The sequence below is a fragment of the Cupriavidus sp. SK-4 genome, from assembly GCF_000611125.1.
GTDB lineage: Bacteria > Pseudomonadota > Gammaproteobacteria > Burkholderiales > Burkholderiaceae > Cupriavidus > Cupriavidus necator.
The window spans coordinates 44191-60010 of the sequence record NZ_JFJW01000119.1 but is presented as its reverse complement, the minus strand read 5'-3'; the positions used below and the strand labels follow the sequence as shown (position 1 = coordinate 60010).

The window sequence follows — 15820 nt, the reverse complement described above, 5'->3', positions numbered from 1 at the left end:
GCGCTCGAAGCCATGGCGGACCTGCGGCGGCAGCGGCCGCATCGGGGCCGATCCCACCAGGCTGCCCTTGACCGGCGCCACCGGTGGCGCCCCCCTGGCCTCGCCTGCCGGCAGGTTGCGCCATTCGTCGCGATGCATGCCGCGCGCCGGGCGCCCTTCGACGAAATTGCGTGCCGGCATGCCGGTGATGGCGCCCGGCACGTTGCGGTTGGCGTAAGGCGGCGGCCGGCGGTCGCCCATCACGATGTTGTTGACGGTGACCCGGTTGATGCGGGCGACATAGGTCGGGCTGGCGCGATAGACCGGCCGGTACGCGTCGCGCGGCCCCAGCGGATACCAGGCCACGCCCGGCCCGCTGCCAACGCGCACGCTCCAGTTCGGCCCGCTGGCGCCGACGAAGGCCACCACCGCGGGGGCGTAGCACGGGCGCACGCGCGGGCCCGGCACCCAGCCCCAGCGCGAGCCCACATAGGCCCAGCGGCCGTAGTGCGAGGGCGCGAAGCCCCACGGCGCGTCGTCGATCCAAGTCCAGCCCCACGGGGCGATCCAGGCCCAGTGCCCGACGCTGTACGGTGCCCAGCCGGCGCTGACCACGCGCGGGAACCAGACCGCGCCGTAGCCGGGGTCTTCCTGCCAGTCGCCGTAGCCGTCCAGCGCGGCGTAGCCGGGCATCTCGCGCGGCACGTAGCGGGCGGACGGCGAGGCGTCTTCGCGCGCGTCGCGGGCCGCGGTCCAGCGGTCGAAGGCGTCTTCCGGCGCGCCGCCGCCGCCGGCGTCGGCCAAGTCGGTGCCGGCAAAGCGCATGCGGTCGCCGCGCTGCAGCTCGATCGAGCGGCTGTCGCCATAGACCACGGCGCTGCCGTGGCGCATGGTCACGGTGGTAGTGCTGCCGTCCGGCGCCACGTCCAGCCGGTAGTCGCCCGGCTCGCGCGGCACGAAGGCCAGGTTGGGCGTGTCGACCTCGACCGTCTGGCCCGGCGGCAGCGCGCGCACGCGCAGCTGCAGCGTGCCCTGGGTCAGCTTGACCTGCGTGGCGCTGTCGTCCAGGTTCAGGATGCTGGCCGCGGTGGCGCCGCCCAGCCGGACCGCCACCGCGCCGGCATGCAGCTCGGCACGGCCGCCGTGGTCCAGCCAGAGCCGGTCGCCGGTGGTGAAGGGCCGGTTCAGGCCGGCGGCAGCCCAGTCGTCCGAGCCTGCCGGCGCAAAGCTGAGATTGCCGTCGACGGCGGTCAGCGTGGCAATGCGCGAGGAAGGATCGGCTTGCTGGTACTGGCCGTCAGTCGTCGGCGCATCAAGATAGGCCTCGCCGGGGGGGCCGGCGGGCACCTGGGCCAGTGCAGCAGCCGCCACCGCCAGGCCGGCGGCGGCCAGGGCCGTCAGCGCCAGCCTGCCACGGAATTGGCCACGAGCAGGGGGGAAAGATTGGGAAGGATTGAACATGGAAGTCAGGACCAGGACAAAACGCATAACGCACCGGAGCGGCCGGCCGATGTCAGCGGCAACCCTAATGTCACCATACATTGCCCCGGAAGCCGCGGCACGCCCGGCGCGGCAGACTTTGTAAGTTCGTATTTCGCCATGCGGCCATGGCGCGCAGACAGGACCGCTATCCCAGGCAGGCTGCGGGCGGGCGGGGGGTCAGCGGGTGCCCAGGACGGGCAGGCTCGCCGTCAAAGGTGGAAACAACTTCCCTGACAGGGCGGGGGGCAAAACGGGGGCGGAAGCGGCTCAGCGGCCGGACTGCTGGCGCAGCATTTCGGTCAGGCGCTCGGCCGGCATCGGGCGGCCGTACAGGTAGCCCTGCGCCTCATGGCAGCCGTTGGCCAGCAGGAAGTCGCGCTGCTCGGGCGTTTCCACGCCTTCGGCGACCACGCCAATGTGCAGGCTTGCGCCCACGTTGATCACCGAGCGCACGATTGCGGCATCGACCGGGTCTTCGGTCACGTTGCGGATAAAGGACTGGTCGATCTTGAGCCGGTCCACCGGGAACGACTTCAGGAAGCTGAGCGAGGCATAGCCGGTGCCGAAGTCATCGCAGGTCAGCGTCACGCCGTCGCGGCGCAGCGCCTGCAGCTGGTCCGCGACCTCGTCGCCCTGCTGCAGCGCGATGGTTTCGGTGATCTCGATCTCCAGGCAGTCCGGGGCCAGTTCCAGCGCGCGCAGCACGTGGCGCACCTCGGTCAGCAACCGGCTTTCGGACAGCTGGGCCGCGAACAGGTTGATCGCCACCCGCGGCGGCTGGGGAAAGGCGAGCGACCACGCGCGCGCCTGGGCGCAGGCGGTCTGCAGCAGCCACATGCCGACATCGCTGGCAATGCTGCTGCCGGCCAGCGCGTCGATGAAGGCGGCGGGCGCCAGCAGGCCGCGGGTTGGATGGCGCCAGCGCATCAGCGCCTCGGCACCGTGCACGCGGCCGTCGCGCAGGTCGACCTGCGGCTGGTACAGCAGCTCGAACTGGCGCTGGGCATAGGCTTCGTGCAACGCCTGCACCAGCGACAGCCGCGTGGTCACGTCCGAGCGCATCTGCGGCTTGAAGAAGCGGATGGTACGGCCGCCGTCGTGCTTGGCGCGGGCCAGCGCCAGGCTGGCCGCGGCCAGCACGTCTGAACCCTGTTCGCCGGCGGCGGGGATCACGCAGGCGCCGATGCTGGCCAGCACATGGTGGCGGCCACCCGCGTTCTCATGCGGGGAGGACAGCATCGAGAGGATCGCCGCACCGACATGGCGCACCAGCGTGGGATCGGCAATGGAGGGGAGCAGCACACCGAACTCGTCGCTGCCGATGCGGCCGATGGCGGCGTCGCGCGGCGAGGCGTCGCGCAGGCGGCGGGCCACGCGCTGCAGGATCAGGTCGCCTTCGGCATGGCCGTGCATGTCGTTGAAGGCGCGGAAATCGTCAATGCCGATCAGCAGCAAAGCACAACGGGGCACCGCCTCGCTTTGCAGGCGTGCCTCCAGCCGCTTCAGAAATCCCTGGCGATTGTCAACGCCGGTCAGCGGATCGAGATCCGAGCCTGGCGAGGCGCCAGTCGCCTTCGCCCCCGACTTGGCCACCATCCCTGCCCCATCTGTAATTGTCGACATTGTTACCTGCTAGCAATTTAGCAAGTGTGACGAAAACTTGGAAAAAATCAAGCAGTTCCGATTGTGGCGGGAACGGGTATGCGGCTGCGCAACGGCGCCGCATTGCGCGTTGAATCGGCTCCCGGCTTACAGTACCCTACCGCGCATCAGGCCGCGCCCCGCCGCCCCGCGACCTCCTGCTTGCCCGGAGCGCCGCCCCTGAGGCGGCTTTGCGGGGAACGGCCGCTCCTGAACAAGAACATCACCGGGACCTCACCGTGAACGAATGGACCATCCGCACGCGCATCCTGGCAAGCTTCTCGCTGATCCTGCTTGTCATGGCACTGATGGGCGTTGTCTCCTACACCCGCCTGAGCGCCATTGAGCGCGAAACCACGCTGATGCTGAAGGACGCGCTGCCCGGACTGAACCACAGTACCGGCATCCGCGGCATCTGGGGCGAGCGATACGTGCTGGCGTGGCAGACCATCAATGCCGCCGACGAGGCCGAGCGGCGCAGCTTCCAGCAGCAGGGCCAGGACGCCGCCGGCCGGCTCGACAAGGTCGAGCAGCAGTACGAGGCCTCGATCACGCGCGACGAGGATCGTGTCGCCTTCAGGGCCTACCGGGACCTGCGCGCGCAATACGAACAGGCAGCCCAGATCCTGACCCGGACCGGCGAGTGGAACGGCGCCGCCGCCTCAGCCGCGTTGCGCGGCACCGTGCATGACCGCTGGATCGAGGCGCGCAAGGCCGCCCAGCACCTGGTGGACGACAACAGCGCGGTCAATGCGCGGGCGGCGCGCGGCATCGACGACGCCGTCAATGCGGCCAAGATCGGCATCGAAGCGGCGCTGATCGTGGCCCTGGTGGTCGCCATCGTCTGCGGCTACCTGCTGCTGCGCGCGATCACGGTGCCGATGCAGTCGATCGTCAACCTGCTGTCCGGCATCCGCGGCGGCGACCTGCGCCTGCGCATGGCGCTGCGCCGCAAGGACGAATTCCAGGAAGTGGAGGCAGGTTTCAACCAGATGACGGGCGAGCTGACCTCGCTGGTGGGCCAGGCGCAGCGCACCGCGATCCAGGTCACCACCTCGGTCAACGAGATCGCCGCGACGGCGCGCCAGCAGCAGGCCACTGCCACCGAGACCGCCGCCACCACGACCCAGATCGGCGCGACCTCGCGCGAGATTTCGGCCACCGCGCGCGACCTGGTGCGCACCATCCATGAAGTCTCCAGCGCCGCCGAGCAGGCAGCCGGGCTGGCCGGCACCGGCCAGGTTGGGCTGTCGCGCATGGAAGGCACCATGCAGCATGTGATGGACGCCGCCGGCTCGGTCAATGCCAAGCTGGCCACGCTCAACGAAAAGGCCGGCAATATCAACCAGGTGGTGACCACCATCGCCAAGGTGGCCGACCAGACCAACCTGCTGTCGCTGAACGCCGCGATCGAGGCCGAGAAGGCCGGCGAATACGGCCGCGGCTTTGCCGTGGTGGCGACCGAGATCCGCCGCCTGGCCGACCAGACCGCGGTGGCCACCTACGATATCGAGCAGATGGTGCGCGAGATCCAGTCGGCGGTGTCGGCGGGCGTGATGGGCATGGACAAGTTCTCGGAGGAAGTGCGCCGCGGCATGTCCGAGGTCACGCAGGTGGGCGACCAGCTGTCGCAGATCATCGCGCAGGTGCAGTCGCTGGCGCCGCGCGTGCTGATGGTCAACGAAGGCATGCAGGCCCAGGCCGGCGGCGCCGAGCAGATCAACCAGGCGCTGATGCAGCTGTCCGAGGCCGCACAGCAGACCGTGGAGTCGCTGCGCCAGTCGAGCCAGGCGATCGACGAGCTGACCCTGGTGGCCAACGACCTGCGCAGCGGCGTATCGCGCTTCAAGGTCTAGGGCCTGCGCCCCGCCGCCATGAAACTCTTCCTGCTGTTCCGCCTTGGCGCTGACCACTATGCGCTCGATGCCGCCGAGGTGGCCGAGGTGCTGCCGCTCACGCGCCTCAAGCAGATCCCCGGCGCGCCGGCCTGGGTGGCGGGCCTGATGGAGCGCCGCGGCCAGCCGGTGCCGGTGATCGACCTGCCGGCGCTGGCCACCGGCGTGCCGGCGGCGCTGCGCACCAGCACGCGCACGGTGCTGGTCCACTACCGCCGCCATGGCGGCGAGGCCAGCCGGCTGCTGGGCCTGCGCCTGGAATCGGCGACCCAGACGCTGCGCTGCCCGGCGCAATCGTTTGTCGACGGCGGCATCGCCGGGGCCAGCCCGCGCTACCTGGGGCCGGTGCGGCACGACGCGCGCGGCCTGCTGCAGTGGGTGCGGGTCGATGCCCTGCTGCCCGACGACGTCCATGCCATGCTGTTTGCCGACCCCTCCGGGGAGGCCGCGGCATGAGCACTGCCACGCACATCGAGGCCCTGCTCAAGGCCCGCATCGGCCTGGACGCGGGCGCCATCGGCACCGGCGCGGTGGCACGCGCCGTGCGCGAGCGCCAGCAGGCACGGCAGGCGCCGGACACCCAGGCCTACTGGGACTTGCTGCACGGTACCGCCGATGAATTCCAGGCGCTGATCGAGGCCGTGGTGGTGCCCGAGACCTGGTTCTTCCGGCATCGCGAAGCGCTGCTGGCGCTGGGCCGCCTTGCCGCCGAGCGCGCCTTTGCCGACGGCAGGCGCACGCTGCGCGTGCTGAGCCTGCCCTGCTCCACCGGCGAAGAGCCCTACTCGATCGCCATGGCCATGCTCGACGCGGGCGTGCCGGCGGGCCGCTTTGCCATCGATGCGGTGGACATCAGCGCCCGCGCGCTGGCCCGCGCAGGCCAGGGCGAATACGGCGCAAACGCCTTCCGCAGCGCGCCGCTGGATTTCCGCGACCGTTATTTCACGGCCACGCCCAGCGGCTATGTGCTGGATGCACGCGTGCGCGCGCAGGTGCGGCTGCTGCAGGGCAACCTGGTCGATCCCGGCCTGCTGGCCGGCGAGCCGCCCTATGACTTCGTGTTCTGCCGCAACCTGCTGATCTATTTCGACGCGCCGGGGCAGCGGCATGCGGTGCAGACGCTGGCGCGGCTGGCCGCTGCCGACGGCCTGCTCTTTGTCGGGCCGGCCGAGGCCAGCGTGCTGAGCGCGCAGGGCCTGGAGCCGGTCGGCTTGCCGCTGACCTTTGCCTTCCGCAAGCCGTCCGGCGTGCCCGCAGCCAGGGCGGCGCCGCGTGCGCCCGTGCACGCGGCCCAGCCGCCCCGCATGGCCGCACCGCCACGGCTGCCGAGGCCACCAGCCTCGATGCGGCCCGCCCCGGTCACACCCCTGCGGCCTGCAGCGCCCGCGCCTGGCAACGATCAGCGCGACGCGCTGGCTGCGATTGCCGCCCAGGCCGACCGCGGCGAGCTGGAGGCCGCCACCGCCGCCTGCCTGGCGCTGCTCGAGCGCACCCCGGATGCCAACGCCGACGCCTATTGCATGCTGGGCGTGCTGCACGACGCCGCCGGCCGCGCCGCGCAGGCCCATGCCGCCTACCGCAAGGCGCTGTACCTGGACCCGGCGCACCAGGAAAGCCTGTACCACCTGGCCGCGCTGCTCGATACCGAAGGCGATCACGACGGCGCCATGCGCCTGCGCCAGCGCGCGCAACGCCACACCCGCAAGCACCATGGCTGAGCCCCAAGGCATTGTCCTGCGCACCGAAAACATCGACGACTGCTGGCGGCGCATCGGCGTGCGCGGCCACGGCTCGTGCCCCGCGCTGGCCGAGCACGCGCACTGCCGCAACTGCCCCACCTACGCCCAGGCCGCGGCCATGCTGCTGGACGCGCAACGGCTGGACGTGGTGCCGGACGCACTGCCCGATGCCGCCACGCTCAGCGACGATGACGGGGCCTTGCCGGCCGAACGCGGCACCGCGCTGGCCTGCCTGGTGTTCCGCATCGGCGATGAGTGGCTGGCCCTGCCGACCGCCGCGCTGGGCGAAGTCACCGCGCCCTGCCCGATCCATTCGCTGCCGCACCGGCGCGATGCCGCCGTGCTGGGACTGGCCGCGGTGCGCGGCAACCTGCTGGCCTGCCTGTCGCTGGCCCGGCTGTTCGATGCGGGCGCCGGTGAAAGTGCCAGCGGCAGCCGCTTCCTGATCCTCGGGCAGGGCCGCGCCGCGATCGCGCTGCCGGTGGCCGAGGTGTCCGGCATCGCCCGCGTGCCGCAGCCCGCGCTGCAGCCGCTGCCCGCCACCCTTGCGCGGGCCTCGGCGCGCTACACGCAGGCGCTCTTCCTCGACCAGGACCGCAGCGTCGGGCTGCTCGATGCCGCACTGGTGCGCCAGGCGCTGGCCAGGAGCCTGGCATGAATTCCGAGCAACTGCGCGACGCCTCGCTGCTGGAACTGTTCGCGCTCGAGGCCGATGCCCAGGCCGAAGTCCTCAATGCCGGCCTGCTGGCGCTGGAGCGCAACCCGGCAGCCGCCGAGCAGCTCGAAGCCTGCATGCGCGCCGCCCACTCGCTCAAGGGCGCGGCCCGCATCGTCGGGCTCGATGGCGGCGTGCGCGTGGCACACGCCATGGAAGACTGCCTGGTCGCCGCACAGGGCGGCTTGCCGCTGACCGCCGCGCATATCGACGCGCTGCTGCAAGGCACCGACCTGCTGCTGCGCATCGGCCATCCGCCCGGCGGCGATCCGGGCTGGGCCGAGCACGCCGGCCGCGCCGAGATCGATGCAGTGGTGCAGCGGCTGGGCACGGTCGATGGCGGCGCCGGGGCGCCGGTCGTGCCGGCACCGCCGGCGTCGGACCCGGCCCCGTTACCGGAACCAGCTCCCGCGATACCGGCGCCGCCGGCACCGGCAAACGACACCCAAGAGCGCATGCTGCGCGTGAATGCAGATGCGCTTGACCAGCTGCTGGCGCTGTCCGGCGAGGCCATGGTCGAGTCGCACTGGCTGCGCCCCTTCGGCGCCTCGCTGCAGAAAGCAAGGCGGCAACAGGCACGCGCACTGCGCGCCGTCGATGCGCTGCAGGAAGCCTTGCAGGACGCACAGGACGGCAACGCGGGCGCGGCTGCGCACACCGCGCTGGCCGAACTGCGCCAGCTGCTGGACGAAAGCCACGACCAGCTGGCTGCGCGGCTGGAAGAGTTCGAACAATACGATCACCGCGCCACGCGGCTGGCGCGCCGGCTCTATGACAGCGCACTGGCCTCGCGCATGCGCCCGCTGGCGGACGCGCTGACCGGCTACGCGCGCATGGTGCGCGACCTCGGGCGCACGCTCGGCAAGCCGGTGCACCTGGAGCTGATCGGCGCCGGCACGCAGGTGGACCGCGATATCCTGGAAGCGCTGGACGCGCCGCTGGCGCACCTGCTGCGCAACGCGGTCGACCACGGCATCGAAGCGCCCGAGGTGCGCGCGGTGCAGGGCAAGCCGGCACAGGGCTGCGTCACGCTGCAGGCGCGCCACAACGCGGGCCGCCTGGTCATCGAGATCTTCGACGACGGCGCCGGCGTCGACCTGGAAGCCCTGCGCCGCGCCATCGTGCGGCGGCGGCTGGCCTCCGAAGAGACCGCGGCGCGGCTGTCGCAGGCAGAGCTGCTCGACTTCCTGCTGCTGCCGGGCTTCAGCATGCGCGACACGGTCTCCGAGGTCTCCGGCCGCGGCGTGGGCCTCGATGCCGTGCAGGAGATGGTGCGCCGCGTGCGCGGCAGCCTGCGCCTGACGCAGCAGCCGGGCCAGGGCCTGCACTTCCGGCTGGAGCTGCCGCTGACGCTGTCGGTGGTGCGCACGCTGCTGGTGGAGGTCGCGGGCGAAGCCTATGCTTTCCCGCTGGGCCGCGTGCTGCGCGCGGCCTCGGTGGCGCGCAGCGAGATCGAGCAGACCGAAGGGCACCAGCATTTCCGCCACGAAGGCCGCGCCATCGGGCTGGTCAGCGCGGCGCAGGTGCTGCAGCGCCCCGAGGCTGACGCTGCCAATGTGCTCGAGCAGGTGCCGGTGGTGGTCATCGGCGAGGCCGAGCGCATCTATGGCATTGCCGTCGACCGCATGCTGGGCGAGCGCCTGCTGGTGGTGCAGCCGCTGCCCGCGGCACTGGGCAAGGTCCGCGACATCGCCGCCGGCAGCCTCACCGACGACGGCACGCCGGTGCTGATCTTCGATGTCGAGGACGTGATCCGCTCGGTCGAGAAGCTGGTCTCCGAGGGCCTCATCGAAGGCGTGCGGCAGGCGGCCGTGGCCAGCGTCCAGGCGCGCGCGCGGCGCGTGCTGGTGGTGGATGACTCGCTCACCGTGCGCGAGCTGCAGCGCAAGCTGCTGGCCGGGCGCGGCTATGACGTGGCGGTGGCGGTCGACGGCATGGACGGCTGGAACGTGCTGCGCGCCGAGCTCTTCGACCTGGTCATCACCGATATCGACATGCCGCGCATGGACGGCATCGAGCTGGTGCGCCGGATCCGGCAGGACGCCGCGCTGCGGCAGCTGCCGGTGATGGTAGTGTCGTACAAGGACCGCGAGCAGGACCGCCAGCGCGGCCTGGAGGCCGGCGCGGACTATTATCTGGCCAAGGGCAGTTTCCACGACGCCGCGTTGCTCGACGCGGTCCAGGACCTGATCGGCGAGGCACGCCCATGAAAATCGGCATCGTCAATGACTCGGCGCTTGCGGTAGCCGCGCTGCGCCGCGCGCTTGCGCTGGATCCGTCGTTCGAGATCGCCTGGGTCGCCGGCGACGGCGAACAGGCGGTGCAGATGGCCGCGCGCAAGACCCCGGACCTGATCCTGATGGACCTGCTGATGCCAGTCATGGACGGGGTCGAGGCGACCCGGCGCATCATGTCCGCCACGCCCTGCGCGATCGTGGTGGTGACCATGGACCTGGGCCGCAACGCCTCGCAGGTGTTCGACGCGATGGGCCACGGCGCCATCGACGCGGTCGACACCCCCACGCTGGCCGAGCCCGATGCCCAGCTTGCCGCCGGGCCGCTGCTGCGCAAGCTGCGCAATATCGGCCGCCTGCTGGCCGGCCGCGTGGCCCCGCAGCACACGCTGACGGCGGCGCCGCGCGCAGTGGCCGCACCACGGCTGGTGGCGATCGGCGCCTCGGCCGGCGGCCCGGCCGCGCTGGCCGCGCTGCTGGGGGCACTGCCGGCGGACTTCGGCGCCGCGGTGGTCACCGTGCAACATGTGGACGAGGCCTTTGCCGCCGGCATGGCCGACTGGCTCGACGGACAGTGCAAGCTGCCGGTGCGCATTGCCCGCGCCGGCGACGCGCCCCAGGCCGGCACGGTGCTGCTGGCCGGCACCAACGACCACCTGCGCCTGGCCAGCCCCACGCGCATGGCCTACACCGAACAGCCCTGCGACTACCTGTACCGCCCCTCCATCGATGTGTTCTTTGAAAGCGTGGTGGAGCACTGGCGCGGCGACGTGATCGGCGTGCTCCTCACCGGCATGGGCCGCGACGGCGCGCTGGGGCTGAAGGCCATGCGCGATCGCGGCTTCCTGACCATTGCCCAGGACCGCGCCACCAGCGCCGTGTACGGCATGCCCAAGGCCGCCGCAGCCATGGGCGCGGCCGCCGAGATCCTGCCGCTGCCGCGCATTGCGCCGCGGCTGGTGCAGGCATGCGGCGGCGCGGCGCTGCTTTGACCCAATGCAATACGTCCCGGCCGGCACCGGGACCGTGACACCCAGGAACTGAACATGCAACCCGGATTACCCAACCGACCCGCAGCGCCTGCGGCCGACAAGGACTACCTTGCCATGGTGCTGCTGGTGGACGACCAGGCCATGGTCGGCGAAGCGGTGCGCCGCGCGCTCTCCACCGAGCCCGACATCGACTTCCACTACTGCTCGCAGCCCGATGAGGCCGTGGCGGTGGCGCAGCGCACCAAGCCCACCGTGATCCTGCAGGACCTGGTGATGCCGGGCGTGGACGGCCTGACGCTGGTGCAGCGCTATCGCGAGAATCCCGCCACGCGCGACATCCCCATCATCGTGCTGTCGACCAAGGAAGAAGCCGCGACCAAGGGCGCGGCGTTCGCCGCCGGCGCCAACGACTACCTGGTCAAGCTGCCCGACAGCATCGAGCTGATTGCGCGCATCCGCTACCACTCGCGCTCGTACTTGAACCAGCTGCAGCGCGACGAAGCCTATCGCGCGCTGCGGCAAAGCCAGCAACAGCTGCTGGAAACCAACCTGGAGCTGCAGCGGCTGACCAATTCAGACGGCCTGACCGGCTTGTCCAACCGGCGCTATTTCGATGAATACCTCGGCGCGGAATGGCGCCGCGCGCTGCGCGAGCAATCCCAGGTGGCGCTGCTGATGATCGACGTCGACGCATTCAAGGCCTACAACGACACCTACGGCCACGTCGCCGGTGACGAGGTGCTGCGCCGCGTGGCCACGGTGATCCGCGACAATTGCGTGCGCGCCACCGACCTGCCCGCGCGCTTCGGCGGTGAAGAATTCGCCATGGTGCTGCCGGCGACCTCGCCGGGCGGCGTGCGGCTGCTGGCCGAAAAGGTGCGGCGCGCGGTGCAGGCGCTGACCATTGCCCACAGCGGTTCCCCCACCGCCGACTGCGTCACCGTCAGCGTCGGCGGCGCCGTGCTGGTGCCCCAGCCTGACCAGTCGCCGAACCAGGTGGTGGAAGCAGCCGATGCAGGCCTCTACCAGGCCAAGCGCAATGGCCGCAACCAGGTGATGATGGCGCAAGGCTGAGTCACTGCAGCAGCACCGCTGCAACAACCGGTTACACACTGGCGTCCACCCGGCCAACCGGGCCACCTGCCCCGCCCACGTCCGCCAGGCCCCGCGCCTGCGGGCCTGGCCGGCCCCGCCACGGACGCACGCGTCACCGCTTGTCGGAATTGTCCGACATGCAATTCGGAACCTCGCGCCTGTCTCGCCCCTGGGTTGATACCTATCGTTGCATCACGGCAGGTGCAATCGCTGCGCCTGGCATCGACAGACAGCCAACTGGCCACGCGACCGGCGCGCCCCCGCGCGGGCATGGGCCAGATCGTCTCTGACTTCAACAGCAAGAGGTGACCCATGTTCCGATCCAAGTCCCTGTTCATCGGCCTCGCGTTAGCTGCCACCGCGGTCCTGACCGCCTGCGGCGGCGGTGATGACGGCATCGACGACCGCATCGGGCTGAGCAAGCCCAGCATCCGCGTGATCCACGCCATCACCGGCGGACCGAATGTCGACGTGCTGCAGAACGGCACCCTGACCAGCTTCGTGAACAAGCCTTACAAGTTCGTCTCGACCTACTTCAACGTGGAGACCGGCAACCAGCTGATCTCGTTCAACCGCACCGGCACGCAGACGGAAATCGGCCGCGCCACCATCGTCGCCGCCACTGGCCACAAGTACACGGTAGTGGCACTGCCCGGCGCGACCGCCGCGGAAACGCTGACCATCGACGACCCGTTCGAAAAGGGCCTGCTGTCGCACAAGGCGCGCGTGCGCAGCCTGAACGCCTCGTTCAATGCGCAGAACGTTGACATCTACCTGACCTTGCCGGCCATCGACCTGAATTCGGTGGGCCCGACCTTCGCCAACGTGGGCTACAAGCAGGCTGTGCCAGCCTCGGGCGCCGACTCGATCGACGTGGATGGCAACACCACCTACCGCCTGCGCATCACCACCGCGGGGACCAAGACTGTGATCTTCGATTCCGGCGCGCTGACGCTGGCCAACAACGCCGACTGGCTGATCACCACGATCCCGGTCGACGGCATCGGCGCGACCGTGCCGAACAAGATCAAGGTGCTGGTCGCACGCGGCGATGATGAGTCGCAAGCTGGTCTTGAACTCGTAACGCAGTAACAGCGTGCTTGCAGCTGCCTGCGGCAGGCGGGCAGCATGCAGGAGGCCGGTCCGCAGGACCGGCCTTTTTTGTCTGCCGGGTGGCGGCTGACCGCCCTTACTGTTCTGCCCCCGGCTCCAGCTCCGCCTTCAGCACCGCCAGGTGCGACATATAAGCCTCCAGTTCCGCCCGCCCCTGCTCGGTGATGCAATAGACGCGGCCACTGCCTTCAACCAGTTCGGCAGTAATGGCCCGCGCCATCATCAGACTGCGCAGGATCGGCCGCAACGAGCGGATATTCTTGTCGATGCCACGCTCGCGCAGCCGGTCGACCAGGCTCAGGACCGTGGACGGGCTCGACTGGACGAGCTTGAGCACATAGATACGTGAGAAAAACCGGTCAAAGATAGGCGGTTTCATGGGCGCTGTCGGCGCACCCGATGGTGCGGGAATCCTGATCATCATGCGCAGCCCATGACTGCTGCCGCAGTCGGGCACTGGTTCTTGATGGCGGGTGGACGCGAGCGCGCGATCGGCCCGCGAAAGCAAACGGGGTGCGCGAAGGCACCCCGTTTGCTTGCGTTGCGTGCGCCGTCCGGCATGAGCCGGGCCGGCGCGATTCCGGGGAGCGCGCGTGGAGCTATTCTTCCTGGAACGCTTCTTCGCGCTTGGCCTTGATCGACGGCAGGGCGACTACTGCAACCAGGGCCGCGGCTGCAATCAGCAGGCCGACCGACAGCGGCCGGGTCACGAACACGGTGAAGTCACCGCGCGAGAGCAGCAGCGTGCGGCGGAAGTTCTCTTCCATCATCGGTCCCAGCACGAAGCCCAGCAGCAGCGGAGCGGGTTCGCAGCGCAGCTTCAGGAACAGGTAGCCGATGATCCCAAAGCCCGCGGCCATGAACACGTCGAAGGTCTGGTTGTTGACCGAGTACACGCCGATGCCGCAGAACACCAGGATCGCCGGGTACAGGAAGCGGTACGGCACGGTCAGCAGCTTCACCCAGATGCCGATCATCGGCAGGTTCAGGATGATCAGCATCAGGTTGCCGATCCACATCGAGGCGATCAGGCCCCAGAACAGCGACGGGTTGCTGGTCATCACCTGCGGGCCGGGCTGGATGTTGTGGATGGTCATCGCCCCCACCATCAGCGCCATCACCGCGTTGGGCGGAATGCCCAGCGTCAGCAGCGGGATGAACGAGGTCTGCGCCGCGGCGTTGTTGGCAGACTCCGGACCGGCCACGCCTTCGATCGCGCCCTTGCCGAATTCATGCGCGTACCTGGAGGTCTTCTTCTCCAGCGAGTACGCAGCGAACGAGGCCAGCGCCGCGCCGCCGCCGGGCAGGATGCCAAGCGCCGAGCCCAGTGCGGTGCCGCGCAGCACGGCCGGGATCATGCGCCTGAAATCTTCCCTGGTCGGGAACAGGTTGGTCACGCGGTTGGTGAAGGTCTCGCGCGCTTCCTTCTGCTCCAGGTTGGCGATGATCTCGGCAAAGCCGAACATGCCCATGGCCAGCGCCACGAAATCGATGCCGTCGGTCAGTTCCGGCACGTCGAACGAGAAGCGCGCGGCGCCCGAGTTCACGTCGGTGCCGATCAGGCCGAGCAACAGGCCCAGCACGATCATCGAGATCGCCTTGGGCAGCGACCCCGAGGCCAGCACCACGGCACCGATCAGGCCCAGCACCATCAGCGAGAAGTATTCGGCAGGACCGAACTTGAAGGCCAGTTCGGACAGCGGCGTGGCGAACGCGGCCAGGATCAGGGTGGCCACGCAGCCGGCGAAGAACGAGCCCAGGCCGGCGGTGGCCAGCGCCACCCCTGCCCGTCCGCGCCTTGCCATCTGGTAGCCGTCGATGGTGGTCACCACCGAGGACGATTCACCAGGCAGGTTCACCAGGATGGCGGTGGTCGAGCCGCCGTACTGGGCGCCGTAGTAGATACCGGCCAGCATGATCAGCGCGGCCACCGGCGGCAGCGTGTAGGTGATCGGCAGCAGCATGGCGATGGTGGCCAGCGGCCCCAGGCCCGGCAGCACGCCGATCAGGGTACCCAGCACGCAGCCCAGGAAGGCGTAGGCCAGGTTCTGCAGCGACAGGGCCGTGGAAAAGCCCAGCGCAAGGTGATCAAATAATTCCATGGTCGGCGCTCCTTAACCGGTGATGAAGGCCGGCCACACCGGCATCTGCAGGTTGATGCCGTAGACGAATGCGCCAAGGCTGATCAGCACCAGCACCACGGCGTTGAGCAGCGCACCCTTCCAGCTGAATTCATGGCTGGCCATCGACGACACCATCACCAGCACGAACACCGACAGCACCATGCCCAGCGGCTTGAGCAGCAGGCCGAACAGCACCACCGAACCGAGGATCCACAGCAACGTCTTCAGGTCCCAGCGGGCGAGATGGTCTTCCTCGCCCTTGGGCGACAGCGAGGACAGCACCACCACCGCCCCCAGCACTGCCAGCACCAGTCCCAGCAGGAATGGAAAATATCCGGGTCCCATCTTGGCGGCCGTTCCCATGGAATAGCCGCGAGCGACCCAGGAAAAGCCCAGACCGACCAGAACGAACATCAGGCCGGAGGCAAAGTCCTTTTGGCTGCGTATGCGCAAAACGATTCTCCTCAAAGTTCACGAAATGCCGTGCCGGGGATGCACTGGCTCGGGCGGCAAGGCATGCACAAGGCATGCTCCCCGACGGTTGAACCGAACCTTAGAGACGTGATCTTTCAGGTGCCTTTCATTTGTCTTGGTTTAGGGGTATTCACCGATACCCCTAGAAAACAAGGCAAATCCAGCCGACGCGCACGAATAAATACATCACAACGTGATGTATTTATTCGTGAAGAATCCGGAAGAAAAGTCGACGGGAATATCAGGCGAACAAGACGGCACGCGCGCTTGCGTCAAGGCAAGGCGCGGCCGGAAGGACGCGCGCCTGCCCTGGCCAGGCAGGCGACGCGTGCGCCGGG

General features: G+C 69.4%; 13 protein-coding genes. 8 read left to right on the top strand and 5 right to left on the bottom strand.

Features of this window, described 5'->3' with window-relative positions; genetic code table 11:
- On the bottom strand, positions 1-1440 hold a 1440-nt coding region (locus CF68_RS25370; protein WP_035824232.1), incomplete at its 3' end, for a DUF6600 domain-containing protein.
- A 288-nt stretch (positions 1441-1728) separates the two neighbouring features.
- The gene (locus tag CF68_RS25365; RefSeq protein WP_011617609.1) at positions 1729-3057 is read right to left on the bottom strand and encodes a bifunctional diguanylate cyclase/phosphodiesterase; all 1329 of its coding nucleotides are present in this window, start codon (positions 3055-3057) and stop codon (positions 1729-1731) included.
- 284 nt (positions 3058-3341) lie between these two features.
- On the opposite strand from CF68_RS25365, the gene CF68_RS25360 reads away from it, so the two are divergent.
- The 8 genes from CF68_RS25360 (at position 3342) to CF68_RS25325 (ending at position 12864) form a co-directional block, all read left to right on the top strand.
- Positions 3342-4958 carry a methyl-accepting chemotaxis protein gene (locus CF68_RS25360; protein ID WP_051591680.1) on the top strand — a complete coding sequence of 539 codons (1617 nt, stop codon included), beginning with the start codon at positions 3342-3344 and terminating at the stop codon, positions 4956-4958.
- An 18-nt stretch (positions 4959-4976) separates the two neighbouring features.
- Positions 4977-5453, top strand: coding sequence for a chemotaxis protein CheW (locus CF68_RS25355; RefSeq protein WP_035824217.1), 477 nt, complete (start codon positions 4977-4979; stop codon positions 5451-5453).
- Complete coding sequence (locus CF68_RS25350) at positions 5450-6715, top strand: protein-glutamate O-methyltransferase CheR (RefSeq protein WP_035824215.1); 1266 nt, start codon at positions 5450-5452, stop codon at positions 6713-6715. Before CF68_RS25355 ends, CF68_RS25350 begins: the two co-directional genes overlap by 4 nt.
- Positions 6708-7394 (top strand): chemotaxis protein CheW, encoded by a 687-nt coding sequence (locus CF68_RS25345; protein ID WP_035824214.1) that lies wholly within the window; start codon positions 6708-6710, stop codon positions 7392-7394. Before CF68_RS25350 ends, CF68_RS25345 begins: the two co-directional genes overlap by 8 nt.
- Complete coding sequence (locus CF68_RS25340) at positions 7391-9661, top strand: hybrid sensor histidine kinase/response regulator (protein WP_035824212.1); 2271 nt, start codon at positions 7391-7393, stop codon at positions 9659-9661. The genes CF68_RS25345 and CF68_RS25340 overlap by 4 nt, the downstream gene beginning before the upstream one ends.
- Entirely contained in the window at positions 9658-10677 is a 1020-nt protein-coding gene (locus CF68_RS25335; protein ID WP_035824210.1) for a chemotaxis response regulator protein-glutamate methylesterase, read from the top strand. The genes CF68_RS25340 and CF68_RS25335 overlap by 4 nt, the downstream gene beginning before the upstream one ends.
- Before the next feature lie 54 nt (positions 10678-10731).
- Positions 10732-11751, top strand: coding sequence for a diguanylate cyclase domain-containing protein (locus CF68_RS25330; protein WP_035824208.1), 1020 nt, complete (start codon positions 10732-10734; stop codon positions 11749-11751).
- A 333-nt stretch (positions 11752-12084) separates the two neighbouring features.
- Positions 12085-12864: a DUF4397 domain-containing protein gene (locus tag CF68_RS25325; protein WP_035824206.1), complete on the top strand. Its 780-nt coding sequence runs from the start codon at positions 12085-12087 to the stop codon at positions 12862-12864.
- 97 nt (positions 12865-12961) lie between these two features.
- Here the strand turns inward: CF68_RS25325 and CF68_RS25320 are convergent, their stop codons facing one another.
- From CF68_RS25320 to CF68_RS25310, 3 genes are all read right to left on the bottom strand, one after another.
- Entirely contained in the window at positions 12962-13264 is a 303-nt protein-coding gene (locus CF68_RS25320) for a helix-turn-helix transcriptional regulator (protein WP_035824204.1), read from the bottom strand.
- 220 nt (positions 13265-13484) lie between these two features.
- Positions 13485-14987 carry a tripartite tricarboxylate transporter permease gene (locus CF68_RS25315; RefSeq protein WP_035824202.1) on the bottom strand — a complete coding sequence of 501 codons (1503 nt, stop codon included), beginning with the start codon at positions 14985-14987 and terminating at the stop codon, positions 13485-13487.
- A gap of 12 nt (positions 14988-14999) precedes the next feature.
- Complete coding sequence (locus CF68_RS25310; protein ID WP_035824200.1) at positions 15000-15461, bottom strand: tripartite tricarboxylate transporter TctB family protein; 462 nt, start codon at positions 15459-15461, stop codon at positions 15000-15002.
- Between the last annotated feature and the right edge of the window lie 359 nt (positions 15462-15820).